The sequence below is a fragment of the Ruegeria sp. AD11(2025) genome (genome assembly GCF_056542405.1).
Genome location: NZ_JBQFZU010000015.1, coordinates 56384 through 83210, shown reverse-complemented (window position 1 = coordinate 83210; position 26827 = coordinate 56384). Strand labels below are relative to the sequence as shown.

At 59.1% G+C, this 26827-nt stretch carries 32 protein-coding genes; 11 read left to right on the top strand and 21 right to left on the bottom strand.

Going from position 1 to position 26827, the window contains the following annotated elements; translation table 11 throughout:
- The first annotated feature begins 58 nt into the window (after window positions 1-58).
- The 3 genes from ACR1XY_RS15220 to ACR1XY_RS15210 all read left to right on the top strand — a co-directional run bounded on the left by ACR1XY_RS15220 (window position 59) and on the right by ACR1XY_RS15210 (window position 2346).
- Window positions 59-940, top strand: coding sequence for a tryptophan 2,3-dioxygenase (locus ACR1XY_RS15220; RefSeq protein WP_480594463.1), 882 nt, complete (start codon window positions 59-61; stop codon window positions 938-940).
- Between the two features lie 3 nt (window positions 941-943).
- Complete coding sequence (locus ACR1XY_RS15215; protein WP_480594462.1) at window positions 944-1771, top strand: alpha/beta hydrolase; 828 nt, start codon at window positions 944-946, stop codon at window positions 1769-1771.
- Between the two features lie 224 nt (window positions 1772-1995).
- A complete protein-coding gene (locus ACR1XY_RS15210) occupies window positions 1996-2346 on the top strand; it encodes a cupin domain-containing protein (RefSeq protein WP_480594461.1) in 351 nt (116 codons plus the stop codon).
- Window positions 2347-2543: 197 nt separating this feature from the next.
- Here the strand turns inward: ACR1XY_RS15210 and infB are convergent, their stop codons facing one another.
- The 6 genes from infB to pip all read right to left on the bottom strand — a co-directional run bounded on the left by infB (window position 2544) and on the right by pip (window position 9831).
- The gene (gene infB, locus ACR1XY_RS15205; protein WP_480594460.1) at window positions 2544-5018 is read right to left on the bottom strand and encodes a translation initiation factor IF-2; all 2475 of its coding nucleotides are present in this window, start codon (window positions 5016-5018) and stop codon (window positions 2544-2546) included.
- Window positions 5019-5026: 8 nt separating this feature from the next.
- Window positions 5027-5650 carry an RNA-binding protein gene (locus tag ACR1XY_RS15200; RefSeq protein ID WP_480594459.1) on the bottom strand — a complete coding sequence of 208 codons (624 nt, stop codon included), beginning with the start codon at window positions 5648-5650 and terminating at the stop codon, window positions 5027-5029.
- Between the two features lie 23 nt (window positions 5651-5673).
- A complete protein-coding gene (nusA, locus tag ACR1XY_RS15195; RefSeq protein WP_480594458.1) occupies window positions 5674-7287 on the bottom strand; it encodes a transcription termination factor NusA in 1614 nt (537 codons plus the stop codon).
- Window positions 7287-7877, bottom strand: a complete 591-nt coding sequence (gene rimP / locus ACR1XY_RS15190; RefSeq protein ID WP_480594457.1) for a ribosome maturation factor RimP — start codon at window positions 7875-7877, stop codon at window positions 7287-7289. Before rimP ends, nusA begins: the two co-directional genes overlap by 1 nt.
- Window positions 7878-8035: 158 nt before the next feature.
- A complete protein-coding gene (locus ACR1XY_RS15185) occupies window positions 8036-8857 on the bottom strand; it encodes an ABC transporter substrate-binding protein (RefSeq protein ID WP_480594456.1) in 822 nt (273 codons plus the stop codon).
- Complete coding sequence (pip, locus tag ACR1XY_RS15180; protein WP_480594455.1) at window positions 8854-9831, bottom strand: prolyl aminopeptidase; 978 nt, start codon at window positions 9829-9831, stop codon at window positions 8854-8856. Before pip ends, ACR1XY_RS15185 begins: the two co-directional genes overlap by 4 nt.
- 48 nt (window positions 9832-9879) lie before the next feature.
- Here pip and ubiG point away from each other — a divergent pair, with 48 nt between their 5' ends.
- Entirely contained in the window at window positions 9880-10626 is a 747-nt protein-coding gene (ubiG, locus tag ACR1XY_RS15175) for a bifunctional 2-polyprenyl-6-hydroxyphenol methylase/3-demethylubiquinol 3-O-methyltransferase UbiG (RefSeq protein ID WP_480594454.1), read from the top strand.
- 446 nt (window positions 10627-11072) lie between these two features.
- Here the strand turns inward: ubiG and ACR1XY_RS15170 are convergent, their stop codons facing one another.
- Genes ACR1XY_RS15170 through ACR1XY_RS15155 form a run of 4 tightly spaced genes read right to left on the bottom strand, consistent with a single transcriptional unit; the run spans window position 11073 to window position 13381 of the window.
- Entirely contained in the window at window positions 11073-11513 is a 441-nt protein-coding gene (locus ACR1XY_RS15170) for a MarR family winged helix-turn-helix transcriptional regulator (RefSeq protein WP_475212401.1), read from the bottom strand.
- A 14-nt stretch (window positions 11514-11527) separates the two neighbouring features.
- Entirely contained in the window at window positions 11528-12358 is an 831-nt protein-coding gene (locus ACR1XY_RS15165) for a carbon-nitrogen hydrolase family protein (RefSeq protein WP_480594453.1), read from the bottom strand.
- Window positions 12358-12615 carry a glutaredoxin 3 gene (gene grxC, locus ACR1XY_RS15160; protein WP_170327797.1) on the bottom strand — a complete coding sequence of 86 codons (258 nt, stop codon included), beginning with the start codon at window positions 12613-12615 and terminating at the stop codon, window positions 12358-12360. The genes ACR1XY_RS15165 and grxC overlap by 1 nt, the downstream gene beginning before the upstream one ends.
- Before the next feature lie 37 nt (window positions 12616-12652).
- Window positions 12653-13381 carry a double zinc ribbon domain-containing protein gene (locus ACR1XY_RS15155; protein ID WP_480594452.1) on the bottom strand — a complete coding sequence of 243 codons (729 nt, stop codon included), beginning with the start codon at window positions 13379-13381 and terminating at the stop codon, window positions 12653-12655.
- Window positions 13382-13397: 16 nt separating this feature from the next.
- Between ACR1XY_RS15155 and ACR1XY_RS15150 the strand changes: the two genes are divergently transcribed.
- Both ACR1XY_RS15150 and hemH read left to right on the top strand, forming a co-directional pair.
- Complete coding sequence (locus ACR1XY_RS15150) at window positions 13398-14228, top strand: methyltransferase domain-containing protein (protein ID WP_480594451.1); 831 nt, start codon at window positions 13398-13400, stop codon at window positions 14226-14228.
- A gap of 57 nt (window positions 14229-14285) precedes the next feature.
- Window positions 14286-15335: a ferrochelatase gene (hemH, locus tag ACR1XY_RS15145; RefSeq protein WP_480594450.1), complete on the top strand. Its 1050-nt coding sequence runs from the start codon at window positions 14286-14288 to the stop codon at window positions 15333-15335.
- Window positions 15336-15423: 88 nt separating this feature from the next.
- On the opposite strand, the gene ACR1XY_RS15140 is transcribed toward hemH, so the two are convergent.
- Window positions 15424-15606: a hypothetical protein gene (locus ACR1XY_RS15140; protein WP_010442520.1), complete on the bottom strand. Its 183-nt coding sequence runs from the start codon at window positions 15604-15606 to the stop codon at window positions 15424-15426.
- A 140-nt stretch (window positions 15607-15746) separates the two neighbouring features.
- The gene (locus ACR1XY_RS15135) at window positions 15747-16346 is read right to left on the bottom strand and encodes a L,D-transpeptidase (RefSeq protein WP_480594449.1); all 600 of its coding nucleotides are present in this window, start codon (window positions 16344-16346) and stop codon (window positions 15747-15749) included.
- A 169-nt stretch (window positions 16347-16515) separates the two neighbouring features.
- Between ACR1XY_RS15135 and dalA the strand changes: the two genes are divergently transcribed.
- Together dalA and ACR1XY_RS15125 are read left to right on the top strand one after the other, a co-directional pair.
- Window positions 16516-17031, top strand: a complete 516-nt coding sequence (dalA, locus tag ACR1XY_RS15130; RefSeq protein WP_480594448.1) for a divisome-associated lipoprotein DalA — start codon at window positions 16516-16518, stop codon at window positions 17029-17031.
- Between the two features lie 676 nt (window positions 17032-17707).
- Complete coding sequence (locus ACR1XY_RS15125) at window positions 17708-17989, top strand: hypothetical protein (RefSeq protein WP_480594447.1); 282 nt, start codon at window positions 17708-17710, stop codon at window positions 17987-17989.
- Between the two features lie 177 nt (window positions 17990-18166).
- Here ACR1XY_RS15125 and ACR1XY_RS15120 read toward each other — a convergent pair whose 3' ends face one another.
- The 9 genes from ACR1XY_RS15120 to ACR1XY_RS15080 form a co-directional block, all read right to left on the bottom strand.
- Window positions 18167-18466 (bottom strand): hypothetical protein, encoded by a 300-nt coding sequence (locus ACR1XY_RS15120; protein ID WP_480594446.1) that lies wholly within the window; start codon window positions 18464-18466, stop codon window positions 18167-18169.
- A gap of 15 nt (window positions 18467-18481) precedes the next feature.
- Window positions 18482-18757, bottom strand: a complete 276-nt coding sequence (locus ACR1XY_RS15115) for a hypothetical protein (protein ID WP_480594445.1) — start codon at window positions 18755-18757, stop codon at window positions 18482-18484.
- Window positions 18758-19323: 566 nt separating this feature from the next.
- The gene (locus tag ACR1XY_RS15110; RefSeq protein ID WP_480594444.1) at window positions 19324-19788 is read right to left on the bottom strand and encodes a PTS sugar transporter subunit IIA; all 465 of its coding nucleotides are present in this window, start codon (window positions 19786-19788) and stop codon (window positions 19324-19326) included.
- 62 nt (window positions 19789-19850) lie between these two features.
- Window positions 19851-20414, bottom strand: coding sequence for a ribosome hibernation-promoting factor, HPF/YfiA family (gene hpf / locus ACR1XY_RS15105; protein WP_480594443.1), 564 nt, complete (start codon window positions 20412-20414; stop codon window positions 19851-19853).
- Window positions 20415-20667: 253 nt separating this feature from the next.
- On the bottom strand, window positions 20668-21426 hold the full coding sequence (gene lptB, locus ACR1XY_RS15100) for an LPS export ABC transporter ATP-binding protein (RefSeq protein ID WP_480594442.1): 759 nt from the start codon (window positions 21424-21426) through the stop codon (window positions 20668-20670).
- Window positions 21426-21917, bottom strand: a complete 492-nt coding sequence (locus ACR1XY_RS15095; RefSeq protein ID WP_480594441.1) for an LptA/OstA family protein — start codon at window positions 21915-21917, stop codon at window positions 21426-21428. Before ACR1XY_RS15095 ends, lptB begins: the two co-directional genes overlap by 1 nt.
- A 3-nt stretch (window positions 21918-21920) precedes the next feature.
- The gene (locus ACR1XY_RS15090) at window positions 21921-22520 is read right to left on the bottom strand and encodes an LPS export ABC transporter periplasmic protein LptC (protein ID WP_480594440.1); all 600 of its coding nucleotides are present in this window, start codon (window positions 22518-22520) and stop codon (window positions 21921-21923) included.
- A gap of 15 nt (window positions 22521-22535) precedes the next feature.
- The gene (locus ACR1XY_RS15085; RefSeq protein ID WP_480594439.1) at window positions 22536-23498 is read right to left on the bottom strand and encodes a KpsF/GutQ family sugar-phosphate isomerase; all 963 of its coding nucleotides are present in this window, start codon (window positions 23496-23498) and stop codon (window positions 22536-22538) included.
- Window positions 23495-24109: a ribonuclease D gene (locus tag ACR1XY_RS15080; protein ID WP_480594438.1), complete on the bottom strand. Its 615-nt coding sequence runs from the start codon at window positions 24107-24109 to the stop codon at window positions 23495-23497. The genes ACR1XY_RS15085 and ACR1XY_RS15080 overlap by 4 nt, the downstream gene beginning before the upstream one ends.
- Window positions 24110-24307: 198 nt before the next feature.
- Here ACR1XY_RS15080 and ACR1XY_RS15075 point away from each other — a divergent pair, with 198 nt between their 5' ends.
- The 3 genes from ACR1XY_RS15075 to ACR1XY_RS15065 all read left to right on the top strand — a co-directional run bounded on the left by ACR1XY_RS15075 (window position 24308) and on the right by ACR1XY_RS15065 (window position 26770).
- On the top strand, window positions 24308-25540 hold the full coding sequence (locus ACR1XY_RS15075; protein ID WP_480594437.1) for an MFS transporter: 1233 nt from the start codon (window positions 24308-24310) through the stop codon (window positions 25538-25540).
- A 35-nt stretch (window positions 25541-25575) separates the two neighbouring features.
- Window positions 25576-26004 (top strand): Lrp/AsnC family transcriptional regulator, encoded by a 429-nt coding sequence (locus tag ACR1XY_RS15070; RefSeq protein ID WP_480594436.1) that lies wholly within the window; start codon window positions 25576-25578, stop codon window positions 26002-26004.
- A gap of 73 nt (window positions 26005-26077) precedes the next feature.
- Entirely contained in the window at window positions 26078-26770 is a 693-nt protein-coding gene (locus ACR1XY_RS15065) for a lytic transglycosylase domain-containing protein (RefSeq protein WP_480594435.1), read from the top strand.
- Window positions 26771-26827: the final 57 nt, after the last annotated feature.

Below are 26827 nucleotides of genomic sequence, written 5' to 3'. Positions count from 1 at the left end.
GGCGCTGAGCGGGTTCTGCCCCTACACATGGGGGGCCGCAGGCATTTCGGAGGAGCAAATGGGCGACAAGGATGACCGGTATCTTGAGCGCGGGATCGAGGATTCTCTGGTCACCGATTTCGCGCAGACCCATCGCAAGAGCTATGGCGATTTCCTGCAGCTCAAGACCCTGCTGAACCTGCAAAAAACCTTTCAGGACCCCGCCCAACCCGATGAGATGCTGTTCATCATCATCCATCAGGTCAGTGAGCTGTGGTTGAAACTGATGCATCACCAGTTGGTCGAGGTGCGCCGTTTTCTACAACAGGACGAGTTCGGCCCGGCGATGAAGAACCTCGACCGGGTCAAGGCGATCCAGCGACAGCTGATCGCAGCCTGGGAAACGCTGCTGACTATGACCCCTGCCGATTACCTGACCTTCCGGCAGGTGCTGGGGAATTCGTCAGGATTTCAAAGCTATGGTTACCGCCAGATCGAGTTCATTCTGGGCAACAAGGATGCCTCGACCCTGAAAGTGCATGAACATGACCCCGAGGTCATGGCGTTGCTGAATGACGCGCTGAGCAAACCGTCACTCTATGATGAGGTGCTGTTTATGCTGGCGCGCCAAGGGTTTGATGTTCCGCAGGACCTTCTTGATCGCGACTATGCGCTGCCCTATTCCGGCAACCCGCGTGTGGTGAAAATCTGGGTGCAGGTGTTCCGCGACACGGATCGTTATTGGGACCTCTATGCACTGGCCGAGAAATTGATGGACGTGGAATCCCTCTTTCAGCGCTGGCGGTTCGATCACGTCACTGCGGTTGAACGGGTGATCGGTAATCAACCCGGCACCGGTGGGTCCAGCGGTGTGGCCTTTCTGCGCAAGGCCTTGGATTTGCGCTTTTTCCATGATCTCTACGATATGCGCACCGAACTGATGTATACCGAGCAGGAGTAAACTATGCTGTACCGGGGTTTCACTCAGGACGAACTGGATCAGGAATACTCGCCCCGGTCGATGATCGGCGGTGACCTGACCCCCTATGTCGACAGCTACGCCGCGCTCAGCGCTCAGCACCGGACGCGCATGAAGGTGAAAGAGAACCTGGCTTTTGGCGAAAGCCCGGCGCAGGTGCTGGACTTCTTTCCTGCCAAAGGAGCAGGCGCACCGCTACATGTGTTTATCCATGGGGGTTATTGGCAGGCGCTCAGCCAGCGCGAGTCGGCCATGATGGCCCCGGCGCTGGTCGATGCCGAGCAATCATTTGCCACCCTCAATTACACGCTCGCCCCGGACGCGCGTATCGGGGACATGATCGAGGAATGCCGCAATGCGCTGCTCTGGCTGGCGGTGAACGCGTTCAGTCTGGGCTTCGATCCATCCCGCGTCACCCTGTCCGGCCACAGTGCCGGCGCGCATCTGGTCAGCATGGTCATGGCGGGTTCGGCCGATGCGCTGGCCCGTGCCGGGATGCGCGTACGCGATGTGATCCTGATCAGCGGTATTTACGATCTGGAGCCGATCAGCCTGACCCCCGTCAATGATCCGCTGCAACTGACCCCGGTCGAAGTGAACGACCTGTCACCCATTCGCCATCTGCCCAGACCCGGCCCACGCTACCACGTGACCGTGGCCGAACGGGACACGCCCGAGTTCGTTCGCCAAAGCCGCGACTATGCCGAACTGCTACGCAAGGGCGGGCATTCGGTCAGTTTCGATCTTAAAATGGGCATGCAGCATTTCGACATCATAATGCACCCCGAGACGTTTTTGGCCACGTGGCGATAGTAAAGAGTATTGAGCGTTAGACAGATCTGGCCTTTGCCTCAAAAAGCCAACACAACCAATACAAACCCTACTTTTTTGACCGCGCCTCGAATGTCCGGTTCGAGCCCGTTACGAACATTGCTTTTTGGCTAGGTGCAGTGCTCGAATTGACCAAAAATACGCGGCGGTTACACTACTGGCGATTTTTGGATTCAACATCAGAAGAAATGCGGGGAATAAGTTTCATGGGTATTCACAGATTAAATCCTGCGGGAGATCAGCTTGAACCTTCTGATCTTGTACCGAAAGAGGCGTTTACAACAAGCGACACGACGGAACTTATCCACTACGCCCATCTGGATGAAAATTCGGGAATTTCGTCAGGGGTTTGGAAATGCGCCCCGTGTCGAGAAGAAATTGATGCTTATCCGGTGAACGAGCTAATGACGGTTATTTCTGGGTCTGTAACAATCACCGATGATGAAGGCACACCGCACACATTTTCTGCCGGGGATACGTTTTTTATCTCCAAGGGAGCAAAATGTATCTGGGAGATTACAGATACGTTGCACAAATATTTCATGATAGCCGAGTAATCCAAACAGCCAACGGCATCTCAGTCCGCACAGCCGACGTTAACCCAGACTAACCTCTTATACAGGACAGAATTGTAAGACGCCCGGCACTGGCTGGAATCGGGAAATCTCGCACAAACGATCGAAGTCCCGCGACCTTCCAAAAAAAAACAGCGGCCCAAATGGGCCGCTGTTTTCTATTTCTAAACCATGCCGGATCAGTCCAGTGTGCGGGTGACTTCTTCGCGCTCGAAGATTTCGATCACGTCGCCTGCGCGGATATCGTCGTAGTTCTCGAACGCCATGCCGCATTCCTGACCCGACTGAACCTCGGCCACTTCATCCTTGAAGCGTTTCAGCGTCTTCAGCGTGCCTTCGTGGATCACCACGTTGTCGCGCAGCAGGCGGACGCCCGCGGAGCGGCGGGCAACACCTTCGGTGACCAGACAGCCGGCAACCTTGCCCACACCAGTGACCTTGAACACTTCGCGAATCTCGGCGTAACCGATGAACTTCTCGCGGATCTCAGCGCTCAGCAGGCCGGAAGCGGCGGCTTTCACGTCGTCGACGAGGTCATAGATCACTGAGTAGTAGCGAATCTCGACGCCCTTCTGGTTCGCGGTATTCCGCGCCGATGCGTTGGCGCGGACGTTGAACCCGAAGATCGGCGCGCCTGAGGCTTCGGCAAGACCAACGTCTGTCTCAGTAATCGCACCAACACCCGAGTGCAGAACGCGCACGCGCACTTCGTCATTGCCGATCTTCTCCATCGCCTGAACGATGGCTTCGGCGGACCCTTGCACGTCCGCTTTCATCAGAATCGGCAGCTCGGTGACGTTTTCGTCTTCCTTGGCCTTCTGCATCAACTGCTCAAGGGTGGTCGCGGCACCGGCGGCGGCGCGTTTGTCCTTGGCGGCCTGTTCGCGATATTCAGCGATCTCGCGGGCTTGCGCTTCGGTCTCGGTCACGTTCAGAACGTCACCGGCCTCGGGCGTGCCGTTCAGACCCAGAACCTCGACCGGAACCGAGGGGCCTGCTTCCTTGACGCGATCCCCCTTGTCGTTGATCAGCGCGCGGACTTTACCGTATTGCTCACCCACAACGAAGATATCACCCTGACGCAACGTGCCGTTCTGAACCAGAACAGTGGCCACAGGTCCGCGGCCCACATCCAGCTGTGCCTCGATGACGGCACCCTGAGCTGCGCGGTTCGGGTTGGCTTTCAGTTCAAGAATCTCGGCCTGCAGCGCGATAGCTTCCAGCAACTCGTCCAGGCCCTGACCGGTGATGGCGGACACTTCGACGTCCTGAACCTCACCGGACATTTTCTCGACGATCACTTCGTGCTGCAGCAGATCGGTGCGAACCTTGTCCGGGTTTGCGTCCGGCTTGTCGACCTTGTTGATCGCCACGATCATCGGCACTTCGGCCGCTTTGGCGTGGTTGATCGCCTCGATCGTCTGCGGCATCACTGCGTCGTCGGCGGCAACCACCAGAACCACGATATCCGTGACCTGGGCCCCGCGCGAGCGCATCGAGGTAAAGGCCGCGTGGCCCGGCGTGTCCAGGAAGGTCAGCGTCGTACCGCCATCGGTTTTCACCTGATAGGCACCGATGTGCTGAGTGATACCGCCTGCTTCACCGGCCACAACACGTGCGTCACGAATCGCATCCAGAAGCGAGGTCTTACCGTGGTCAACGTGACCCATAATGGTGATGACCGGCGGACGGGGCTGCAGGTCTTCGTCGCTGTCTTCGACCTCTTTGATGACGTCTTCAACATCCGAATCAGAGACGCGGGTGACCTTGTGGCCAAACTCTTCGATGATCAGTTCGGCGGTGTCTGCGTCGATGGTCTGGTTCTGGGTAACCATCATGCCCATGTTCATAAGCGATTTGACAACGTCAGCCACACGCTCGGCCATACGGTTCGCCAGTTCCGAGACCACGATCGCCTCGGGCAGCTGAACGTCGCGGATAACCTTTTCCCGCTCGACCGGGCCGCCCATGGCTTTTTGACGCGCACGCTCTTGCTTGCGCTTCATCGACGCCATCGAGCGTTGGCGGTTGCCTTCGCCACCGGTGGCCTGACCCAATGTCAGCTTGCCCGAACGGCGGTTGTCATCGCGTCCTTTGCCACGGCCGCGCTGTTCCCGTTCACGATCCTGTTTGCGCGGGGTCGCCGCGGGTGCCGGCTTGCTGGCCGGTGCACGGGCGGCTTTGGGTTCTTCGGGGGCCGGGGCGGCAGCAGCGCGTTTGGCAGCTTCTTCTGCCTCTTTGCGCTTGCGCTCTTCATCTTCGGCCTTTTGACGTGCGCGCTCTTCAGCCTCACGCTGTTCGCGTTCCTTGGCTTCCTGCTCGGCCCGGCGACGGGCGCGTTCTTCCTCACGCGCCTTTTCCGCTGCCTCACGGGCGGCGGCCTCTTCGACCTCGCGGGCCTTGGCGGCCTGCAGTGCCTTCATCCGGCGTGCCATTTCCGCATCGGAAATCCCGGCAGGGCGGCGCGACGGATCACCCGAGGGCGTTGCTCCGCCACCCGGTTTGCCGGCGCCCGGCTTGGGAACCACCACGCGTTTGCGTTTGGTTTCCACCACGACATTCTTGGTACGTCCGTGGCTGAAACTCTGTTTCACATTTCCGGGGCGTGCCCCGCCACGAAGACCCAATGTCTTTTTGCCGTCATTATCGCTCATAAAGCTTCTTACCCTTCCGCGCGGCCCCTGCCGCCGTCATCCGTTTCGCGCAAGCCACGCAGGCGCTGCGCTTCCTCTACAACACGTTTGGCGAGTCCACCAGAGGCCAAGGCCGCATGAATCACCGTTTGGCGCCCAAATGCCTGTCCTAACTCGTCCGCAGTGAGCCACCCGATGTATTTCCCGAAGTGCGGCGTGCTGAGTTTCGACTTGCCGCGCCCCGATCCATCTGTGGCCTGAATCAGCACCTGGGCCTCTTCCCGGTCCAGCCACGTCTTGACCTTTTCGTACCCGGCGACCGCGTCACCGGACTTGCGCGCAAGGCTCAACAATTCGATCACCCGGCGCGTAACCTGTTTCTCGACCTCGTCCACCAGGTCCTTTGACACGTTCACCTGCGCCTTGAACCCACGGGCAAACAGTTTCTTGCCCACCGCCTTGTCCAGCGCAGCGCGGTCCGCCGCGACATAGACCCCGCGCCCCGGCAGTTTCGCCGCGACATCCGGGTAAACCTGTCCGTCCGGCCCCGTCACAAAGCGGATCAACCCGTATTTTGGCTGAACCTCGCCCGTGGCGATGCACTTGCGCTCAGGTCCGTCAGACCGATCCTTATGAACGCCACCGCGACTCATGTGCGCACCCCGAGGCCCTGAGATCAGGCCTCGGCCTCCTCTTCAGCGACTTCGCTGTCTTCTTCGGCTTGCTCCAGCTCGGCCGGATCAACCCAACCCAGCATGATGCGGGCAGTCATGACCAGATCCTGCGCCTCTTCCAGCGTTACGCCAAAAGGCTCAAGCACACCGTCATCCTTGATACGCTCACCGTCGACCGTGGTCCAGCCACCAGCCAGTTCCCAGTCGGCGCAAGTGGCAAAGTCTTCCAACGTCTTCACGTCGTCCTTTGCCAGAGCTTCTACCATTTGGGGTGTCAGGCCTTCAAATTCAATAAGGCTGTCCTCAGCGCCCAAAGCGCGGGCTGCGTCCAGCGCCGCCTTGGCCTGGGCTTCCAGGAATTCGCGTGCGCGGGTTTGCAGTTCCTGCGCAGTGCCTTCGTCAACACCATCGATCACCAGCAGTTCGTCGATCTCGACATAGGCCACCTCTTCCAGATTGGTGAAACCTTCCGACACCAGCAACTGCGCGAAGAATTCGTCCAGATCAAGGCTGTCCATGAACAGCTTGGTGCGGGCTTCGAATTCTTTCTGACGGCGGGCCGATTCCTCGGCCTCGGTCATGATGTCGATATCCAGGCCGGTCAACTGGCTGGCCAGACGCACGTTCTGACCGCGGCGGCCGATGGCGAGGCTCAGTTGCTCCTCGGGTACAACCACTTCGATCTTGCCAGCTTCTTCGTCCAGAACCACCTTGGAGACCTCGGCGGGCTGCAGCGCGTTCACCAGGAAGGTCGGCTGATCTTCGTTCCACGGGATGATGTCGATCTTTTCACCCTGCAGCTCGTTCACAACGGCCTGCACGCGGCTGCCGCGCATACCTACACAGGCACCGACGGGGTCGATCGAGCCATCATAAGAAATTACAGCGATCTTCGCGCGCGAGCCGGGGTCACGGGCCACAGCTTTGACCTCAATGATGCCGTCATAAATTTCCGGCACTTCCATCTTGAACAGCTCGGCCATGAATTCCGGCGCGGTGCGCGACAGGAAGATCTGGTGGCCACGCACTTCGCGGCGGACTTCCTTGATGTACGCACGCACGCGGTCATTCGGGCGATAGCTTTCGCGGCCGATCTTGTCATTGCGGCGCAGAACAGCCTCGGCACCGCCCAGGTCGACGATGACATTACCAAATTCTTCGCGCTTGACTGCACCGTTGATGATGGTGCCCGCGCGATCCTTGAATTCTTCGTATTGACGATCACGCTCGGCTTCGCGAACCTTCTGCAGGATCACCTGCTTGGCGGATTGAGCAGCAATACGGCCCATTTCAACCGGCGGAACCTCTTCGACGAAGACATCGCCAACTTCGGGAGCTTCCATGTACTGCTTGGCTTGCTCGACGGTCATCTCGGACTGATAGTTCTCCAGCTCTTCATCCTCAACCACGGTGCGGACGCGGGTGAAGGTCGCCTTTCCGGTCTTGCGGTCGATGGAAACGCGGATGTCCATTTCCGCGCCGTAGCGGCTCTTGGCGGCGCGGGCGAGCGATTCCTCCATCGCTTCGACAACCAGACCGGGGTCGATCATCTTTTCGCGGGCCACGGCCTCGGCGGTCTGCAGCAGCTCCAGCTGGTTGGCTGAGGTGATTGCCATCAGTTCGTCTCCTCTTCGGACCCTTCGGTCTCAATCTCGTCGAAAGCGTTTTCGTTCAGGGCACCGGCGTCTTTGCGCTGGCGCAGCATTTCCTTGATCAGGTCATCGGTCAGGACCAGCTTGGCATCACTCAGCCAGTCGAATTGAAGACCGATGGTAATCGTCTCGTCCCCTTCCGGGATATTGATCAGAACCTCTTCCCCTTCGATCCCGGCCAGTTCGCCTTTGAAGCGGCGGCGACCATCGATCAATTCGGCGGTTTCGATCTTGGCCTCATACCCTTCGAACATCTCGAAATCCTTGAGACGGGTCAGAGGGCGGTCGATGCCAGGGCTGGACACTTCCAGCGTATAGGCGTCAAGAATCGGGTCCTCAACGTCCAGCGTGGCGCTGACCGCGTTGGAAATCTCGGCGCAATCATCCACTTCGATGCCACCATCTGGCTTGTCAGCCATAATCTGCAGCGTGGTCTGCTTGCCGCTCATCAGGCGGATGCGGACCAGCTCATACCCCAGATCTTCGATCACGGGGGTGATGATCTCGGCCAGTCGCCGGTCGATAGCAGCTTTGGCAATAAGGTCGTTTGTCATCTGGTGCTCTACCCTTCGAACGGGCACAAAAAAACGGGCGCGCGGCCCGTCGAAATTTCCGGTGGAGCCCCGGACCGAAGCCCGACACGCCGCTGTTGAAACTGCATATACGCAGGGTTTGTCGAAACTGCAACCCCCGGCAGGATTCGTGAACGGATTTACACCCGCCACCACCGCTCGGCGATGCGCCCGTCATCCAGCGCGCGCCTTGCCCCGATCTGGCGCGGCATACCCACGTGCGGAGCTACGGCCAGCGCCATATCCGATTCGTTGGGGTGATAGCGCAGACCGCGTTGACCCTTCAGATCATCGCCTTCGGGCAGGGCCGCCACATCCACATATCCATCCCGCAAAGCCTCGGCCCGGACGCGGGCGTCCGGGATCACGATGATCTCAAAGGTGTCGGCCCACCCGGCGGTACCGTCCTTGTAGTGCGCGGCTACCTTGGAACCCAAGAAATGGCGATCATCCTCGGCCCGTTCGACGCGGTAACACCCGGTGCCATTGGCCGCGTGCAGAGGTGTTACGCCCTGCCCGTTGCGCGTAATGACAAATCGGCTGTTGGCCAGCAGGAAGGGCAGTCCGGGGTTGGGCTCAGCCAGTTCCAGCCGCACCGAATCCGTCGTCAGCGCCTCGGCCTGCCCGACCTCGCGCAACACCGAGACTACGTCGGCCACTTCCAGAGACGCACCATCGTGGAACGCCACATCGGTGCGCAGATCAAAATGCCAGACGCGCGCGTCGGATTCGGTTTGCCAGCCAATCGCCAATTCGCCCCGCAAGGTGCCGTCGGGCGCAATCTCGGTCAGGGTGTCGAAAACGGCGCCACGGGCCACCTGTTCCAGACTGTCATCGCGCGGCACCGCCAGCCGCAGTATACCACCAGCCTTCGGCGTATCCGCCAACGAAGCCCCCGTGGCCGCCAGCAACGCGGCAGCAGCACCCGAGGCAAACAGAGCACGGCGGTCAATCCGGGTCATGCCACCCCCTCGGCCACGCGGTCCATGATGCGGACCAGCTCGGCGCTGATACCGGGCTCAGAGAGGGCGTGACCTGCGTTGCGTACCATTTTCAGCTCGGCGTTGGGCCAGCGTTCGGCAAGATTCCAAGCGGCCTGTGGTGGGCAGATCATGTCATAGCGCCCCTGCACGATATGGCCGGGGATATGGGCGATCTTCTCGACCTGATTCAGAATCTGCCCGTCTTTCTCAAGGAAGGCCGCATTGATGAAATAGTGATTCTCGAGCCGCGCAAAGGCACGCGCATATTCTCCGGGGCTTTCCCCTGTCGCACCGTTGGTGTGGATCGACGCCAGCGCGTTTTCCCATGCCGACCACGCCCGCGCATACAGAATCTCCGTTGCGCGATCCCCCGAGAACAGGCGCTTGTTATAGGCCCCGATGGTATCGGACAGCTCTGCCTCGGTCAGCAGAGCGGTGAATTTCGCCCATGGCTCGGGCCAGAACTTGCCCGCGCCACCGCCATAGAACCAGTCCAGCTCAGCCTTGGTGGCCAGAAACACACCGCGCAGCACCAGACGGTTTACCCGGTCAGGATGGGTTTGCGCGTAGATCAGTGCCAGAGTCGCCCCCCAGCTGCCACCGAACACCGTCCAGTCGTCGATATCGAGCAAGGTCCGCAACCGCTCGATATCAGCAACCAGATGCCACGTCGTGTTGTCGGTCACCGAGGCATGGGGCCGCGACCGGCCACATCCGCGTTGATCAAACAGAATCACACGATAAACCGTCGGATCGAAGTACCGCCGCATCGCGGGGCTGCAGCCGCCTCCGGGACCGCCATGCAGCACGACAACCGGCAGCCCATCGGGATTGCCGCATTGCTCCATATAGATACGGTGCCCGTCGCCGACATCGACCATGCGCTGATCGAAAGGATCGATCGGCGGGTACAGATATTGAACTGCGCGCTTTTGGTCCGGGTACTTGTCCATTATGGCCCTATATAGTCCTTAAACGTAAAAGAGCATACGGAGACAGGAATGCAAGCGCATCCGAACACGGTGGACCCATCCGAGATCGCAAAATTCGAAGCGATGGCGGCGGAGTGGTGGGACCCTCATGGGAAATTCAAGCCTCTGCACATGCTGAATCCGTGCCGCTTGGACTATATCACACAACAGATCGCGGGCGAATTTGACCGTGATCTGAAGGCCCCGCGCCCCTTCGAGGGCCTGCGCCTGCTGGATATCGGCTGTGGCGGCGGGCTGCTGAGCGAACCGATGGCGCGTCTTGGCGCCACGGTCGTCGGCGCCGACGCCGCCGAGGGCAACCTGCCTGTCGCCCGCATCCATGCCGAGCAATCGGGGCTTGTGATCGACTATCGCCACACCACCGCCGAGGACATGGCCGCGGCGGGTGAGCAATTCGATGTGGTGCTGAACATGGAAGTGGTCGAGCATGTGGCCGACCCGGCGGGTTTTCTGACTGCGTCGCAGCAATTGCTGAAACCGGGCGGCTTGCTGATCTGTTCAACCATCAACCGCAACCCGAAATCCTATGCGATGGCGATTTTCGGGGCCGAGGTCGTCATGCGCTGGCTGCCGCGCGGCACGCACGAATGGAACAAGTTCATCACCCCCGACGAATTGTTCGACCTGCTGCGTCAGGCCGGGATGGAGCCGGTGGACCGCAAGGGGTTCGTGTTCAACCCAATCCTGTGGAGCTGGTCGATCTCGGATCGCGATCTGAGCGTGAATTATGTGACGGCGAGCGTGAAGCCAGAGTGACCTAAGCGACCGAATTGCGCTAACAACCATCCTATGTGCAATCAGAACTCAAGTTTAGCTGGTACACCCAATTGATGAATAGATGGACCAAGAAGTGGTTTCTCCCGTTCTATGACCGAAACCCGTTTTTCGGGAGCATTTTGGGCTTGGCCTGCGTTGTCTTCGCATTTGTTGTAATTGGTTCCTTTACCGCCGCTATGAAAGAACTTGCTGGTTTTCCAACACTCGTAGTGATTTTCGCTCTAACTCCCTTTTTCGTCATGTTGCTCAAACCTTTGACGATGGTGATTTTTTTAGCGAACGAGTCCCTGTGGAAATCACTCGGAATCTATAACCTTCTGGGGATTGAGGGGCGCCCTATTCGGAGCCGCTATAAAGTTGGGGACTAGAGTATTGTCTCGTGCCCGTGGAGATTTCGATAGGCGCCAAGACTGAGCGTCTAGCCCCTACTCCCCCTCCAACTGCAACCGCAAATCCCGCAGCACGGGCAGTGTGCTGCGGACCCGCTCCAGCCCCAGCTCTCCGACGACACGGTTGATTAGCGGCGCGATCGACGAAATCGCCTGATCGCGCGCCCGGCGACCGGCGGGGCTGATCGCGACCATCTTGCGGCGGGCGTCGTCCCAGTCGGGGCGGATGTGGATGTATCCGGCCCATTCCAGCTTGGCCAAGGTGTTGGTCATCGCTCCGCGTGTGACGTGGAAGGTGCTGGCCAGTTGCGCCGGGGTCCGCTCGTCGCCGACAAACACCAAATGGTTCAGCACCGAGAAATGCGAGATTTCCATGCCCTTGGGCAGCACCCGGCTGAGCCGGTTCCGCAACAGCTGGTCGGCGGTCAGGATCTCGCTGAACAGCGCGACCGCAAGGGCATTGTGTTCGTCAGTCATGTCTCGGTTCTGGATCAGGGCCCGTCGAAAGGCCGCATGTGAGTCAGCGAGGGCACGCGACGGCGCGCCTCTGCCACAGAACTATCATCCAAATCGAAAAAGTGAATGCCCGGATCGGTTCCTGCGTCGATGACGACCTCTCCCCACGGGGCCACCACCATGCTGTGCCCGTAGGTGTGGCGGGTTCTGCCGCGCGTCTTCGGGTGCGCGCCGGTCTGCGCCGGGGCCAGTACCCAACAGCCGTTTTCAATCGCCCGCGCCCGCAGCAGCGATTGCCAATGGGCCGCACCGGTGACCGGCGAAAACGCCGACGGGACCGTCAGAATACGCGCCCCCGCCTGCGCCAACGCCGAATAGAGCTGCGGAAACCGGATATCATAACAGATCGTCATTCCGACCGCGCCGAAATCGGTCTGAGCCATCACTGCCCTGTTCCCGGGACGATAGTTTTTGGATTCGCGGAAAGTCTCGGAATCTGAGACCTGCACGTCGAACATGTGAATCTTGTCGTACCGCGCCACGATCCGTCCCTGTGGGCCGATCATGAAAGAGCGGTTGGCGAAACGCCCTTCAGAATCGCGGGTCTTGATCCCCAATGAGCCAATCAGCAACCAGACGCCCAGCGCAGCGGCCTGATCCCGCAGGCCCGCCAGCGTCAGGTCATCTTCTTCATGCTGCAAAACCTCACGCTGACGTGTCGTGCTGGTGGATACGCAGTTCGTCACCTCGGGCGTCAGGATGAACCGCGCACCCTGCCCGACGGCCTCGACCATCATGGCGCGGACGGTTGCCAGGTTTTCGGCCGGATCATCCGACGAGGTGAGTTGCAGCAGCGCGGTTTTCATCAGGCCGCCAGCAGACGATCCAGCTTGCCCTGACGCTCCAGCTCATACAGATCATCGCAGCCGCCCACATGCTCGGTCCCAATGAAGATCTGCGGTACGGTCCGTTTGCCGCCCGCGCGCTGAATCATCTCGGGCTTGCGTTTGGGGTGCAGCAAGACGTCGATCTCTTTGAATTCGACGCCTTTCTGTTTCAGCAACCGCTTGGCCGCGTGGCAATAACCGCATAGCGGCGAGGTGTAGAGTTCAACCGGCTTCATATTCCGTCCCTTCGGGTTTCGCACAATCCTGAGCGAATTAGGCATCCTTGGCAACGCGCGCCAGAGCCAACACGAAAATATGATTTGCCCCGGCGGCAAGACAAACGCGCGCGCAGGCGGCCAGCGTTGCGCCCGAGGTCATGACGTCATCCACCAGCAGCACATCCCGCCCCTGCATCCGTTGACCCCGTTTGGGGTGCGCCACAATGGCGTCCGACAGCGTTTTAGCCCGTTCGGCAGCGGTTTTGCCATCCAACACCGGAGTCCGCACCCGTCGCACCAGCAAGTCCGGGCAGATATCCAACCCTGTCTGATGCCCCAAATTCTGCGCCAGCAGGGCCGACTGGTTATAGCGCCGTTTCAACAGCCGCGACCAATGCAGGGGCACCGGTGCGATCAGCATGTCTTCGCGAAACAAACTCCGCCCGGCCTGCGCCATCCAGCGGGCCGCCGGCTTCGCCAGTTCCGGCCTGTCCCCGTGTTTCAGTGCCAGAATCAAGGACCGCGCCTTGCCGTCGTACAATAGCGCCGCACGCCCATCCTGCCACGGACGTGGCGTTTTCATGCAGTCGTCACATTCGATCCGGTGACCGTCCGCCTCGCCCGGCAGCGGCACGCCGCAGCTTTCGCACACCACCCCGCCGATAAATGGTGTGTCGCGCCAGCATTGGCCACACAGGCCGAAATCCGCTTCGGTCAACTCGCCGCATCCCAGACAGCGCGGCGGATAGATCAGCTGAACAGCGGTTTGAATCCGCTGCCACATGCGGTAATTGCGCCTTATGAAGCTGCCTGACTCCAACGCACCCTCTCTGTTCGACCGCCCGGCCCTGACCCGGCACCGCGCCCGCGCGCTGGATGACGCGTTGTTTCTGCACCATGCTGCCGTGGACGAGATGCAGGATCGGCTCTCTATGGTTAACAAAACCTTTACGGCACCCGCAGTGGTGACGCCGTTTGCGCAGATTTGGCAGGATGTGCTGCCTGGGGCACAGATCATCGCAGATGACGAAGTTCTGGCCCTCACCCCTGGGGCACATGATCTGGTGATTCACGCTATGGCGCTGCATTGGGCGAATGACCCAGTGGGCCAGTTGATCCAGTGCCACCGCGCCTTGCGACCTGACGGGCTGCTGCTGGTGGTCTGCCTGGGTGGTGAAACCCTGCACGAACTGCGCTCCGCCCTTGGGCAGGCCGAGATCGAAGTCACCGGAGGTCTCAGCCCGCGCATCGCACCGATGGCCGAACTGCGCGATCTGGGCGGCTTGCTGCAACGTGCGGGTCTTGCGCTGCCGGTGGCCGACACCGCGCGTCTGACGGCGGAATACCGCGACCTGACCCACCTGATGCGCGATCTTCGGGCGATGGGAGAGACCAACAGCCTGTCTGGCCGCGTAAGACACCCCACAAGACGGCAGGTCTTTGCCCGGGCGCAGCAGATCTATGCCGACCACTTCACCACCCCTCAGGGCCGTCTGGCCGCCACGTTCGAGCTGATCTGCCTGACCGGCTGGTCACCCGACGAAAGCCAACAGAAACCCCTACGCCCGGGATCGGCCAAAGCACGTCTTGCCGATGCTCTGGGTGCAAAAGAAGGCAAACTGCCCGATTGACGACCGGGTTTTTCCGGTTATCTCAGCTTGGCACAGAGAAATCTCAGGAAGCTCGACATGTTTGACGCCACTCGCCCATCCCATGCCCCCGAAGACCACCCCGAGGTCAAGATGGGCCGCGTCGGCATTCTGCTGGCCAATCTGGGCACGCCGGACGATTACAGCTATTGGCCGATGCGTCGCTATCTGAACGAGTTTCTGTCGGATCAGCGCGTCATCGACTATCCGAAATGGAAGTGGCAGCCGATCCTTCAGGGTATCATCCTGACCAAGCGCCCCTTCAGCTCGGGCGAGGCTTACAAGTCGATCTGGAACCACGACAAGGGCGAAAGCCCGCTGATGACGATCACCAAGGATCAGACCGCCAAGCTGCGCGATGCGATGCAGACCCGTTATGGCGACAAGGTCATGGTCGATTTCTGCATGCGTTACGGTAACCCCTCGACCAAGTCCAAAGTACGAAAGATGGTGGCCGCAGGTTGCGACCGTATCCTATTCTTCCCGCTTTATCCGCAATACGCGGGCGCGACGACGGCCACCGCCAACGACCAGTTCTTCCGCGCACTGATGGAGGAAGTCTGGCAACCGGCCACCCGCACCGTGCCGGCCTATTTTGATGAGTCGGCTTATATCGACGCTTTGGCCGGATCGGTGGAAAAGACCTTTGCGGCGATGGAGACAAAGCCGGACATTCTGGTCGTCTCGTACCACGGAATGCCGGAGCGCTATCTGCAGCAGGGTGACCCTTATCACTGCCAATGCGCTAAAACCTCGCGGTTGCTGAAAGAGCGGCTAGGCTGGTCGGACAATCAGCTTGTCTCAACCTTCCAGTCCCGATTCGGCCCCGAGGAATGGCTAAAGCCCTATACGGTTGACCACGTGGCCGAGCTGGCAAAGCAGGGTAAAAAGAACATCGCGGTGATCGCCCCGGCGTTTTCTGCCGATTGCATCGAAACGCTGGAAGAAATCAACGAAGAGATCAAGGAAAGCTTCGAGGAAGCAGGCGGCGAGAGTTTCACTTATATCCCTTGCCTCAATGACGATGATTCGCACATCACGGCTTTGGGCAAGGTGATCGAAGACAATCTGAAGGGCTGGCTGGACTGATCGGCCCCTTCAATCAGACCCAATCAAACTGGCATGAAAAAAGGCGGTGGATTGCTCCACCGCCTTTTCTCTAGATAGTTCTGTCGAATTAGCTTGCTGCAACAGCTGCGGCAACTACGACCAGCAGGATCAGCGGCAGGATGATGCCCTGCGACGAACCTTGAGTCTCCTCAACAACAACCGGCGCTTCAACAACCGGCTCTTCCAGGTTACCGGCATAAGCGGTCGAAGCAGCAGCGGTCAGTGCAGCGGCGAGAACGAGTTTCTTCATATTAACCTCCAGAATTTGCACGGTTCCAAATAGCGAAACCGCACATCCAAGACTTACCTCGTAGGTTTTTTCTAATCAGCTATCCAACTGGAATGCAATTGCAACTTGCGCCGCAAGCGGGTTCGTGCGCGAAAATGTCGTCAAATAAGCAACACTTGCGTGCCGACCTGCGCCATCGAGAACAATTCCGCGATATCCTCATTGAAAAGGCCGATGCAGCCGTTTGACGAGCGGCGCCCGATTTTGCGCGTATCGTGGGTGCCATGGATGCGATAGTATTTCCAACCCAGATACAAAGCGTGTGTTCCCAACGGGTTATCCGGTCCCGGCGGGATATAGTCCGGCCATTCCGGGTTGCGCTTTTTCATCGACGGCGTTGGTGACCAGCTGGGCCCTTCGACCTTGCGAACCACACTGGTACGGCCACGGCGGGTCAGCTCTTCGGTCAAAGGCACCGAAGATGGATATAATTTGTACACCCGCTGATCATCGGACCAATAGTGCAGGGCGCGCGATACGGTATCGACCAGAATAGCCCCGTTGTTTGTGTTCGAAAAATAGGGCTGCCAGTCCAAGGCACGGAACCCCGAGATATTGCGGCGCACATCTGGTTCCGGTTCGGGTGCAGGGCGCAGCGGGTCGCCGGGAATGTACTGGGCAACCGCAGGCGAGGCCAGCAGAGCTGACGCTCCGGCCAGAAATCCCCGGCGGGAAGGCGCGAAATTGATTTTTTTGACCATGGCGGGCGGTCCTTTTCTAAGGGCAGTCTGAATTTCAGGCTTATTTTATGGCCAGAATGCTTCAGTCGCAAATCAAACCGGCAGAATCATGCGGAACTGGGCTATTGCGCGTTTGCCCAAGGCGGTCTGTCGCGCTATGCCCTAGTTTAAACTAATCATCAGGTCGATCATGACGCGTATCCTTTCTTTACTAATTGCCTGCTTTGTCGCGCTGTCCGCATGTACCCCCGGCAGCACTCCGACATATGGATCTGACGGGCGGCCGCTGCCGACGGTCTACAAAATTCGGGGCAACCCCGAAAAGCTGCAGTTCCGCATGCTTGATTCGGTCAACGCGCTGCGCCAGGCACAGGGGTTGCAGGCGGTGCAGCTGAATTCGCAACTAAACGCCGCTGCGGCCACGCATGCCAAGGACATGGCGCGCCAGAACCGCCCCTGGCACTTTGGGTCGGATGGCTCATCGCCGATCGATCGGGCTCAGCGCGTCGGCTATTACGGCACTTTCCTCGGCGAAGCGATTTCCGAAACCTATGAAACCGAGACCGAAACTCTGGCCGCCTGGATGCAGGAACCCGGCCCGCGTTCGGTGATCATGGACCCCAAGGCTTCGCAGATGGGCTTTGCCTGGCATCAGGAGGGTGGCGGTAAAATCTGGTGGACACTGGAAATGGGCGCGGGCGGGTAACCGCAGCACCATCCGAAAACACAAAAACCCCCGGAGAACCTGACGCAGTCCCTGCGGTGGGAGTCTGGAAGACACAACCCTGTCGCTCGACGCGCGGCAGGAATTTTCTTTTGTTCCAAAAATCGCGGTAGTCAAAGGCGGAGACAGATACCGGACATCCGAGACATTTTTTTCTCGGATTTGAGACCTACCCGCTTGAACGAAGAAAACCCAAAATCTCAGACATTTCTTCTTCTGTTCTCAGGAATACAACCAATATCCTTTGATCACGAGCTTTACCTTCGAACAGGGCGGAGATCGCGGGCAAATGTCCGTATAGATTTCAACCTATATGGCTATTCTGGTTTTTGGTCGGAAAACGGCTCAAGGCAGAACCGCGGATATCCGAGGTTTTGATGGCAGGCTTGGCAACATTCAACATCAAGCCTTCGCAGCTCTAACCGAGCGCGGGACAACATCGCATCAACTCGTGCGGGAAGCCCGAACCGTTCGAACATCGGACAGCCGCCAACCGATCGTGGCACACACAAGTCCAGATACGACAAAAGGTGACCGGACCTGACGCCGGAACATTTTGATCTCGTTGAAATGCATGGGCCGGGTGCCTGCAAACTCGCCGGCGCCGACAGGAATCACCGCCGTGTCTCCCGCGTATTTGCTTACCAGAACGATCCGCATGACTGGTCCGACCAACGCACAATCTGATGTCTGGGGTAAGCCGGAGAAGTTCGGCAAAGTGAGGGAATACCGCGAGGCGCGGGAGCAGCTCAAAAACAACGGCATGTTTGCCGGGCGCTTCGACCCAGCAACGGATGCGCAGAAGGTGACCGAGGCGTTTATCATCGACCTTATGGAGACTGCCCTCAGGGAAACCGCTGCGGCGTTCCAAATCTCGAATTATCAGTCCGGGCAGGAACGCGGCGACAAAGTTGGCATGATCCATATGCCGTCCGCTTAGCTCGGGCTTCGTCATTACCGCAATCTCCTGCGCACGTGCGGCGTCGAAGGCTCCTTTCAGCTCTTCGTTCTCCAAGCCTTTCCCCAAAGCAACCGGGATCGGGCACGTCAGCGCACCAGTCCCGCCGGAAAATTCTGAGCGCATCGTCGTGACGGCTCCAAGCCGGCGTCATTGTCGTCAGCGGGCACCCGACAAATCGGCCACAGCAGGTCGAAACCAATTCCCGACCCGCTGTATGGCCGTCGGGTCATCGGGATACCGGGTAACTTTAGGATCGAACGGATCCCACTGCGTCGGCACCAGCGACACAGTAAATGTAAGGCAGGCCGCCACCATTCCCACCCTGCCCAGCATTCCCACCCCTGCGGGCGAAAGCTCCTCGCGGCGAAGCCGTCGACGCACTAAAAGCGCCGCGCCGACCACCAACCAAGGCGGCACGCGGGTCGTCAGTGGCTCACCGTCGATCTGCGTCCGCACCTGACCCAGCGCTGCCTACAACTGCTCCAGCGTAATGTGCATGTAGGCATAAGTCATCGTGACCAGCGCCGAACCAAAGAACAGAAAGGGGATCACGGGCAAAGCGACACCGACAATCGGTAGATCGACGTTTCGGTCAAGCGCAAAGAAATCGGCGTCGTCGAGGCCAAGAAGCGAAATGCCGACCAAGGTGAGGACACTGAGATATGTGAACCAGATACCACGCGCTGCCTGTGTCAGCGTTCGGATACGTTCGAGATGCCGTTCAACGTTGTCAGACCCTAGAGACATAATACTGTCAGGATGCGCTGAATCGAACAATCTGGGCAAGTCAGCTCCCGCCGCTTGCCACTGTACTGGTCTTCGACTGGTTCCTTGTCATCGGCCGGAGCGGCTGAACTGTCGAAGAACCACCTCGCGGAGGCTCACTAGCACTGCGCCCTTCGTGGAAGTGATCTTCTAGTTGAAGTGGGCGTTGGCATCTACGCCGAATGTTCCACACAAAAAACTTGGCAAGGCTGAACAAGCCGATACTGACATATGAGATTGTTTCATGGCCGATCCATATTCGACCTGAAACAAAAGCATACGGGATGAAGCAGGTCTTTGTGCGTGGTACAGCGAAGGGCAGCGTCGTTGCGCACAGCCGACATCGCGAACAACAGCGCCCGACAGGTTTCTGCGGGTTGCTATTCTGTCGATGATCAAGTGAGCGAAAGTCTTACCCGACTCCTCCGGTAAGTATCTTTCCCTAAGGCTGGCAGCCTACGCCCCTTCGATACGGAGCACCTTGTCAAATTCCCACCGCACGAAATGCGTCACGGAGAACCAAGGGCCTATTTCTTGCCCACAGAGACTTAGGCCGCTTGCATGGACTGCGCTTCGGTCAGAATGGCATACAGTTTGACCGGATCAGGATTGGCCCGCAATTTCGTGCATACCGAGGTGTCGCGCAGGGTTCGTGACACCAGCGCCAGCGCCTTCAGGTGATCCACCCCGGCTTCTTCCGGCGCGAACAGCGCAAAGGCGATATCAACCGGTTGACGGTCGACCGAGCCAAAATCGATTGGTTTTTCCAGCATTACGAAGACGCCGGCAACAGCCTCAAGCTCGGCCATTCGGGCGTGCGGCAGCGCCACACCATGGCCCACACCGGTGGGCCCCAGGCTTTCCCGCTCCAGTAGACCGTCAACAACGATCTGGGCCCCAAGACCCAATGTCGCCTCGGCCACATCGGCAATTTCCTGAAACAGCCGTTTCTTGCTGGATGCGGCGGACAATACACGCACTGCTTCGGGCTTCAGTATGCTCGAAAGCTCCATGATTACGCTCCATGGCGAGGCCCCCGCAGGTCGCAGGGGCGTGCCTTTGCTATTCTTGCCTGTTACGGATCGATCCAGCCGATGTTGCCGTCATCCCGGCGGTACACGACATTCAATCCGTCCTTGTTTTCATTCCGGAACACCAGCACCGGGGCGCCGGCCAGTTCCATCTGCATAACGGCTTCACCAACACTCAGCGATGGGATCTTGGTTTCCATCTCAGCCACGATCATCGGCTGCAGAGAATCCGGTTCCGCTGCAGACTCCGACTCGTCAGAGGCGAGGATATATGAGGAAGCGCCAAAGAGTTCAACCGGCTCGGACCGATCCTTGTGGTGATCCTTGAGACGGCGTTTGTAGCGGCGCAATTGGGTTTCCATCTTGTCGCAGCAGCCCTCAAACGCTGCGTAGATTTCGGTTGCGTGGGCCTTGGCCTGCGCCGTCAGGCCAGTGGAAAGATGTACGGTGGTTTCGCATACATATTCATGCGCAGAACGGGAAAAGACGACATTGGCATCGGTCGGACGCTGGGCATATTTGCCCACGACCTCGCCCAGTTCGGTCTGCACATGGGTCTGAAGTGCTTCGCCGATGTCGATCTGTTTTCCGCTGATTTGGTAACGCATGTGATCTCCTTCACAATTCACACCCATTCTGACGTCACGTAACGCGACGCGCTTGTTTTTTATCGGGTGGGGGGTAGAGACATTTCCTGCGGTAGCCGCACCGTTTCCCCTTCGATGAAGGGGCATCCTGATCCAGACGGGAACCGAAGAAATGCCATGACCCAATTGAGGCAAGAGACGGCGGAAGAGTCAATCAAAACAGACGTGTATATACGTGATTTCCGTCATGCATTCGGCGCATTCCTGCGCAAGCTCATGAAATCCGGAAATTTTCGCCCAGATAGACACGGCGGACGTTCTCGTTTTCGACCACTTCGTCCGGAGTTCCGGACATCAACACCTGCCCGTCATGCAGGATATAGGCCCGGTCCACAATATCCAGCGTTTCCCGCACGTTATGGTCGGTGATCAGGACGCCGATGCCCCGCTTTTTCAGATCCGCGACAAGGTGGCGGATATCGCCGACGCTGATCGGATCAACACCCGCAAAAGGTTCATCCAAAAGTAGATATTTCGGATCTGCAGCCAGACAGCGGGCAATCTCGACGCGGCGGCGCTCACCCCCCGACAGGGCCAGGGCTGGCGCCCGACGCAGGTGTTCAATCGAAAAATCCGACAACAGCTCTTCCAGCCGTTCCTTGCGACGATGGGCGTGACGCACCGTAATATCCAGAACGGCGGCGATGTTGTCCTCGACGCTCATGCCGCGAAAGATCGACATCTCCTGCGGCAGATAGCCGATACCCAAACGCGCACGGCGATACATCGGCAATGTTGTCACCACCTGCCCGTCGATCGTGACCGTTCCAGCTTCGGGGAAGACAAGCCCGGCGACCGAGTAGAATGTGGTCGTCTTGCCCGACCCGTTCGGACCCAGCAGCGCCACAACTTCGGACCGGCCCAGCGTCATCGACACATCCCGGATCACCGTTTTCTTGCGGTAGGATTTCCGCAGCCTTTCGATCCTGAGACCGGAATTGCCCTCGGCCACGGTCAGTTCGGGGCGCGCCATCAGTTGTTGCCCTGTTGCAGGATGGTTTTGACGTTGCCGGTCATCGTCGCGGTACCTGCGGTCAGGTCGGCATTCATCTGATCACCGCTAATGGTGCTGGGGCCTTGGTTCAAAAGCACGTTGCCCTTCATCACGATTACACCGGAATCGATGGTGTATTCGGCCCAGTCGCCCTCGGCCGCGTCGGGCGGGCTGACCAGAACCACATCCTCGGTCGCTTCCATCCGCTCGATGCCCGAGCGATCCTGATTGTAAATCACCAGCACCCGTTCAGCGGTCAGGCGCATTTCGCCCTGAATGACGATCACATTGCCCAGAAACTCGGCCGATCCATCCTCTTGATTGACATTCAGCTTTTCCGAAGTCACCTCAACCGGCAGGCTCGGATCGGCCTGGGTCGCGCCAAACGCAACCTGTGTCTCCTGCGCCGCCGCTGAAAAGGCGCCAAGCGTCAATAAGAGGCAAAGTGGGGCAAATCGTAAATCGAACACCGGTTATCTTTCTGCTTTTTCAGGCTCGTATACCAGCTTCACGCCATCTGTAAAAAGAATATGCACTGGTCCGTCGGTTTTTTCGGTACCAAAAGTCATGCTTCCCGCAGTGAAATTACCGATAATCCCGGTTCCGTTGACCTGCCCTGGCGCGTCACCCCGGATTTCGTCCAGTGACGTGTTCAGCAGGTCGGTCGTGATTTCCGTGCCGTCGGTCGAAGTGATGACGACATCACCGACAAAGGTGGCCGTGTTCTTGTCTGGCCGGATCATGCCCGAGTTGGAATCCAGCGTAATAACGCCGCCACTGGACAGGTTCATGCGACCACGGAACTCGGCTGCGGTCGGAATTGAGCCTTCCCTTCCCTGCGTTGCCCGGATCGCCTCGATCTGAACCTCTTCGCCCTTGCGGGTGGTGCCGCGATAATTCGGCTGCGTCACCACCTGATCGGCTAACCGTTCATCAATGTCCTGCTGAGTAAACGGGACACTGACATTGGTTTCGATACTGCGCGACAGAAGGAAAACGGTGGACAGCATCAGGATGGCTACCAAAGGCAGCACCACCTTGAAGAACTGAACCATGCGTGAATGTCCGTCCACCGTGCGACCCTCCACCTAGCCCAGACCGACGCGCAGGCAGTCATGTATATGCAGCAGCCCCTGCGCCGGGCCCTGCGTTTCGGGGTCGACCACGAACAGCGACGTGATCTTGCGGTCGTTCATGATCGCCACAGCCTCTTCCGCCATGGCGTTGGGCGCGATGGTCAGCGGGTTGCGGGTCATGACCTCGTCGGTGGTCTTGTTCAACAACCCTTCCATGTTCCGGCGCAAGTCGCCATCGGTGACGATCCCCATCAGGCGGCCCGCCTCATCAGTCACACCGACGACGCCAAAGCTCTTCTGACTCATGACCAGCAGCGCCTCGCTCATGGGGGTGCCGGTGGATACCACGGGCAGATCGGCGTGCATCAGGTCTCGCACGGTGGAAAGCTGCGCCCCCAGTTTGCCGCCGGGATGGAAGGCGCGGAAATCCTCGGGTTTGAAATCGCGATACTTCATAAGGGCAATCGCAAGCGCGTCGCCCATTGCCAGTGTCAGCGTGGTCGAAATCGAGGGCACCATGCCAAAGCCACAAGCCTCACCCATTGACGGGATCAGCAGATGCACATCGGCCTGTTTCATTAGGGTGCTTTCCGGCTTGCTGGACAACCCGATCAGCGGGATACCGAAACGGCGGGTAAAGGCCAGAAGGTTCACCAGTTCCGGTGCCTCGCCCGAATTCGATATCGCCAGAACCACATCGCCTTTCGACACCATCCCCAGATCGCCATGGCTGGCCTCGGCCGGGTGCACGAAATAGGCAGGTGTGCCGGTGCTGGCCAGGGTCGCGGCAATCTTGTGGCCGATATGGCCAGACTTGCCGATGCCACTGATGATAATCCGTCCCGGGGCCTGCAGGATCAGTTGCACGGCCTCGGCAAAGTGCTCGTCCAGACTGTCTGCCAGAACGTCCAGCGCACGGGCCTCGTCGGTGACGACCTGCCGGGCGGTTCTCAGGAATGCTTCGATATCGGTCATGAGTGCGCAAAAATATCCGTTTCGGGCCAGCCTGCGAGGTCGAGTTTCGCACGCGTCGGCAGGAAGTCAAAACACGCCTGCGCCATTTCAGTGCGACCTTCGCGGGCCAGACGCCCATCCAGCGCCTCGCGCAATTGGTGCAGGTACAGTACGTCCGAAGCGGCATAGTCCAGCTGTGCGTCGGTCAGGGTCTCGGCGCCCCAGTCGCTCATCTGCTGCTGCTTCGATATATCGACCCCGATCAGCTCTTGGCACAGGTTTTTAAGACCGTGGCGGTCGGTATAGGTGCGTACCAGACGGCTGGCGATCTTGGTGCAATAAACCGGCGCGGCCAATGCGCCAAAGGTGTGGTACATTGCGGCAATGTCAAACCGGCCGAAATGGAACAGCTTCAGCACATCGGGGTTTTCCAGCATGGCGCACAGATTCGGCGCCTGCGCCTGACCCTTTTCCACCTGCACGATATGGCTGTTGCCGTCGCCGCCTGACATCTGGATCACGCACAGGCGGTCGCGATGCGGGTTCAGCCCCATGGTTTCGCAATCAATAGCCACAACAGGGCCCAGGTCCAACCCGTCTGGCAGGTCGTTTTTATAGAGATGGTTTGCCACGCGGGTCTTCCTTTGTCCGGTATTGCTCCCGAGATAGGAGGTTTGATCCCCGAACTCAACGCTATCAATAGAATGCGGCCAAGTTGCGCGGATTTCTTGACCCCGAAGGTATTGGCGGGAAAATGGATTCGGGCGCAACACTTCGGGTCACATGGGGCTCCGGGGCGGGCTCAAACTATCAAAAGGTCCAACCGGCTAATGCTGAGTGTTCTGCGAAATCAAACGTATCGTCACCTGCTGGCGGCCCAACTGGTTGCTCTCACCGGCACCGGACTGGCGACGGTGGCGCTGGGCCTGCTGGCTTATGATCTGGCCGGAGACGCGGCGGGTATGGTTCTGGGCACGGCATTGACGATCAAGATGGTCGCCTATGTGACCATCGCCCCCATCGCGGCAGCCTTTGCCGAACGGCTGGATCGCCGCCGGTTGCTGGTGGCGCTGGATCTGATACGCGCGCTGGTTGCGGTCTGTTTGCCCTTTGTGACCGAGATCTGGCAGGTCTATGTGCTGATCTTCCTTCTGCAATCAGCATCGGCCGGATTCACCCCTGCCTTTCAGGCCACCATTCCGGACGTACTGACCGATGAACAGGATTATACCAAGGCCTTGTCCCTGTCGCGGCTTGCCTATGATCTGGAAAGCCTTCTGAGCCCGGCGCTGGCCGCCGCGCTGCTGCTGGTCGTCAGCTTTGACAGCCTGTTCTGGGGAACCGGTATGGGATTCATCGCCTCGGCCCTTCTTGTGGTGTCGGTCGCCCTGCCTTCCCCCAAACCAACGCAACGCCGGGGCATCTATGACCGCACAACACATGGCATACGCCTTTATCTGAACACGCCGCGTCTGCGCGGGTTGCTGGCCCTGACATGGACAGCGGCAGCGCTCAGCGCGATGATCATCGTCAACACCGTGGTACTCGTCCGCGCCGATTTGGGCTTGTCCGAAAGCGCGGTGGCCATTGCGCTGGCCGGGTTTGGCGGCGGCTCGATGCTGGCCGCGTTCGTCCTGCCCAAGGCGCTGAACACCTACGAAGACCGCAGCATCATGCTGACCGGAGCCACATTCGGGACCTTCGCCATGGGAATAGCTGCGGTTTTTTTTGCTTTCACCGAGGTCTCGCTGTCCGTACTGACGGTGCTTTGGGCCTGCGTCGGTTTCGGTTATTCCGCAACGCTGACCCCTTCGGGCCGTCTTCTGACCCGCTCCGCCAGCTCCGAGGACAGACCGGCAGTGTTCGCCGCCCAGTTCACGCTGTCCCACGCCTGTTGGTTGGTGCTGTATCCGTTCGCGGGCTGGATGATGACGACATTCAGTGCCGCTATCACACTTGTCTGCGTGGCTCTGATCGCATCGCCGGGACTTGTGGCTGTTACCCTGATCTGGCCGCGCCCTGGCCGGAAAGCTATGTCAAAAGAACGCGCTGACACGCCTTGAGCCTCCCGGCTCCTGTGCATTACACCTTGGGGATCATGGATCAGCTAGACCGCCGCATCATCGCCGCATTGCAACACAACGCCCGCGAAACGACCTCGAAAGTCGCCGCGAAACTGGGCGTGGCCCGGACCACCGTGCATGAGCGTATTCGCCGGATGGAAGAAAGCGGTGTGATTGCCGGATACTCGGTGATCCTGAACAGCTCCGAGGATGCCCCCCGCGTTCAGGTTGTCGTGCTGCTGGAAGTGCAGCAAAAGGAGACAACGCGCATCATCAAAAGGCTCGAGGCCTATCCCGAGGTCAAGCTTTGCCTGTCGATCAATGGCGAGTTCGACCTCCTGCTATCGGCCGAGGCCCCAAGGATCGAGGATCTGGACATCCTGGTCGATGACCTGGCCAAGATACCCGGCGTTCTGCGTACCAATACCAGCGTTGTCTTCGGTCGCCGGATCGACCGAAAATAGGTGGCTGATAACTCTCTGTAAACAGAAGCGGGGCTAGCTTGGCCGGGACTGATCAGAATCCCGGACCGGCAGAATGCCCCATCGTTTGATCTTTGGCCTGAGTTTTCTTGCGCTCTGCGTGACGCAACAGGGTTTTGCCATGCCCGATGCCCGCGTGGCTGGGGTTTGCGACTCAGCCGCGCGACGGGCCGCGCAGTCTGAAGGCGTTCCGCTGAACGTTCTGCGCGCAATTGCACGGGTGGAAACCGGGCGCCTGCGGGACGAGCGTCTGGAACCCTGGCCCTGGACCATCAATGTCGAAGGGCAGGGGTATTGGTTCACCTCAGAATTTGAGGCCAAGTCCTACGTTTTCAGCATCTTCAAAGCAGGCAAGCGCAGCTTTGACATCGGCTGCTTTCAGATTAATTACCGCTGGCATGGCAAAGAGTTCCGGTCGATCGACGCCATGTTCGACCCGGATGTAAACGCCACCTACGCAGCCCGATTCCTGAAAGACCTTTATGCCGAACTGGGCTCATGGCCCGCCGCTGTCGGAGCCTATCATTCGCGCACACCGTCGCTGGCCAACGCCTATTCCGATCGTTACCTGACCGTTCTGGCGCAACTGGACCAGACCCTGCCCGTCACCCCGGAAAGGGTGGCACGTGACTCGTTCACCACCGACGCGACCCCACTGTTCCCGGTCAACCTGCCGCAATCCGGCAGCGTTTTGGGGTCGCTGGTCCCACCCTCCGGCACCGCTACCGCATTTATTTCGTTCAACTAGGAGACCCGCGTGCCAAAGATCGACGCCCGTTCCCTGTTCTCCCCTACCGTTCTGCTC

Bases quoted from the DNA above. Each gene is read 5' to 3' on its own strand.
- ACR1XY_RS15220 (WP_480594463.1), top strand. From the start codon at position 59: ATGGGCGACAAGGATGACCGGTATCTTGAGCGCGGGATCGAGGATTCT.
- ACR1XY_RS15215 (WP_480594462.1), top strand. From the start codon at position 944: ATGCTGTACCGGGGTTTCACTCAGGACGAACTGGATCAGGAATACTCG.
- ACR1XY_RS15210 (WP_480594461.1), top strand. From the start codon at position 1,996: ATGGGTATTCACAGATTAAATCCTGCGGGAGATCAGCTTGAACCTTCT.
- infB (WP_480594460.1), bottom strand. From the start codon at position 5,018: ATGAGCGATAATGACGGCAAAAAGACATTGGGTCTTCGTGGCGGGGCA.
- ACR1XY_RS15200 (WP_480594459.1), bottom strand. From the start codon at position 5,650: ATGAGTCGCGGTGGCGTTCATAAGGATCGGTCTGACGGACCTGAGCGC.
- nusA (WP_480594458.1), bottom strand. From the start codon at position 7,287: ATGGCAATCACCTCAGCCAACCAGCTGGAGCTGCTGCAGACCGCCGAG.
- rimP (WP_480594457.1), bottom strand. From the start codon at position 7,877: ATGACAAACGACCTTATTGCCAAAGCTGCTATCGACCGGCGACTGGCC.
- ACR1XY_RS15185 (WP_480594456.1), bottom strand. From the start codon at position 8,857: ATGACCCGGATTGACCGCCGTGCTCTGTTTGCCTCGGGTGCTGCTGCC.
- pip (WP_480594455.1), bottom strand. From the start codon at position 9,831: ATGGACAAGTACCCGGACCAAAAGCGCGCAGTTCAATATCTGTACCCG.
- ubiG (WP_480594454.1), top strand. From the start codon at position 9,880: ATGCAAGCGCATCCGAACACGGTGGACCCATCCGAGATCGCAAAATTC.
- ACR1XY_RS15170 (WP_475212401.1), bottom strand. From the start codon at position 11,513: ATGACTGACGAACACAATGCCCTTGCGGTCGCGCTGTTCAGCGAGATC.
- ACR1XY_RS15165 (WP_480594453.1), bottom strand. From the start codon at position 12,358: ATGAAAACCGCGCTGCTGCAACTCACCTCGTCGGATGATCCGGCCGAA.
- grxC (WP_170327797.1), bottom strand. From the start codon at position 12,615: ATGAAGCCGGTTGAACTCTACACCTCGCCGCTATGCGGTTATTGCCAC.
- ACR1XY_RS15155 (WP_480594452.1), bottom strand. From the start codon at position 13,381: ATGTGGCAGCGGATTCAAACCGCTGTTCAGCTGATCTATCCGCCGCGC.
- ACR1XY_RS15150 (WP_480594451.1), top strand. From the start codon at position 13,398: ATGAAGCTGCCTGACTCCAACGCACCCTCTCTGTTCGACCGCCCGGCC.
- hemH (WP_480594450.1), top strand. From the start codon at position 14,286: ATGTTTGACGCCACTCGCCCATCCCATGCCCCCGAAGACCACCCCGAG.
- ACR1XY_RS15140 (WP_010442520.1), bottom strand. From the start codon at position 15,606: ATGAAGAAACTCGTTCTCGCCGCTGCACTGACCGCTGCTGCTTCGACC.
- ACR1XY_RS15135 (WP_480594449.1), bottom strand. From the start codon at position 16,346: ATGGTCAAAAAAATCAATTTCGCGCCTTCCCGCCGGGGATTTCTGGCC.
- dalA (WP_480594448.1), top strand. From the start codon at position 16,516: ATGACGCGTATCCTTTCTTTACTAATTGCCTGCTTTGTCGCGCTGTCC.
- ACR1XY_RS15125 (WP_480594447.1), top strand. From the start codon at position 17,708: ATGACTGGTCCGACCAACGCACAATCTGATGTCTGGGGTAAGCCGGAG.
- ACR1XY_RS15115 (WP_480594445.1), bottom strand. From the start codon at position 18,757: ATGTCTCTAGGGTCTGACAACGTTGAACGGCATCTCGAACGTATCCGA.
- ACR1XY_RS15110 (WP_480594444.1), bottom strand. From the start codon at position 19,788: ATGGAGCTTTCGAGCATACTGAAGCCCGAAGCAGTGCGTGTATTGTCC.
- hpf (WP_480594443.1), bottom strand. From the start codon at position 20,414: ATGCGTTACCAAATCAGCGGAAAACAGATCGACATCGGCGAAGCACTT.
- lptB (WP_480594442.1), bottom strand. From the start codon at position 21,426: ATGGCGCGCCCCGAACTGACCGTGGCCGAGGGCAATTCCGGTCTCAGG.
- ACR1XY_RS15085 (WP_480594439.1), bottom strand. From the start codon at position 23,498: ATGACCGATATCGAAGCATTCCTGAGAACCGCCCGGCAGGTCGTCACC.
- ACR1XY_RS15075 (WP_480594437.1), top strand. From the start codon at position 24,308: ATGCTGAGTGTTCTGCGAAATCAAACGTATCGTCACCTGCTGGCGGCC.
- ACR1XY_RS15070 (WP_480594436.1), top strand. From the start codon at position 25,576: ATGGATCAGCTAGACCGCCGCATCATCGCCGCATTGCAACACAACGCC.
- ACR1XY_RS15065 (WP_480594435.1), top strand. From the start codon at position 26,078: ATGCCCCATCGTTTGATCTTTGGCCTGAGTTTTCTTGCGCTCTGCGTG.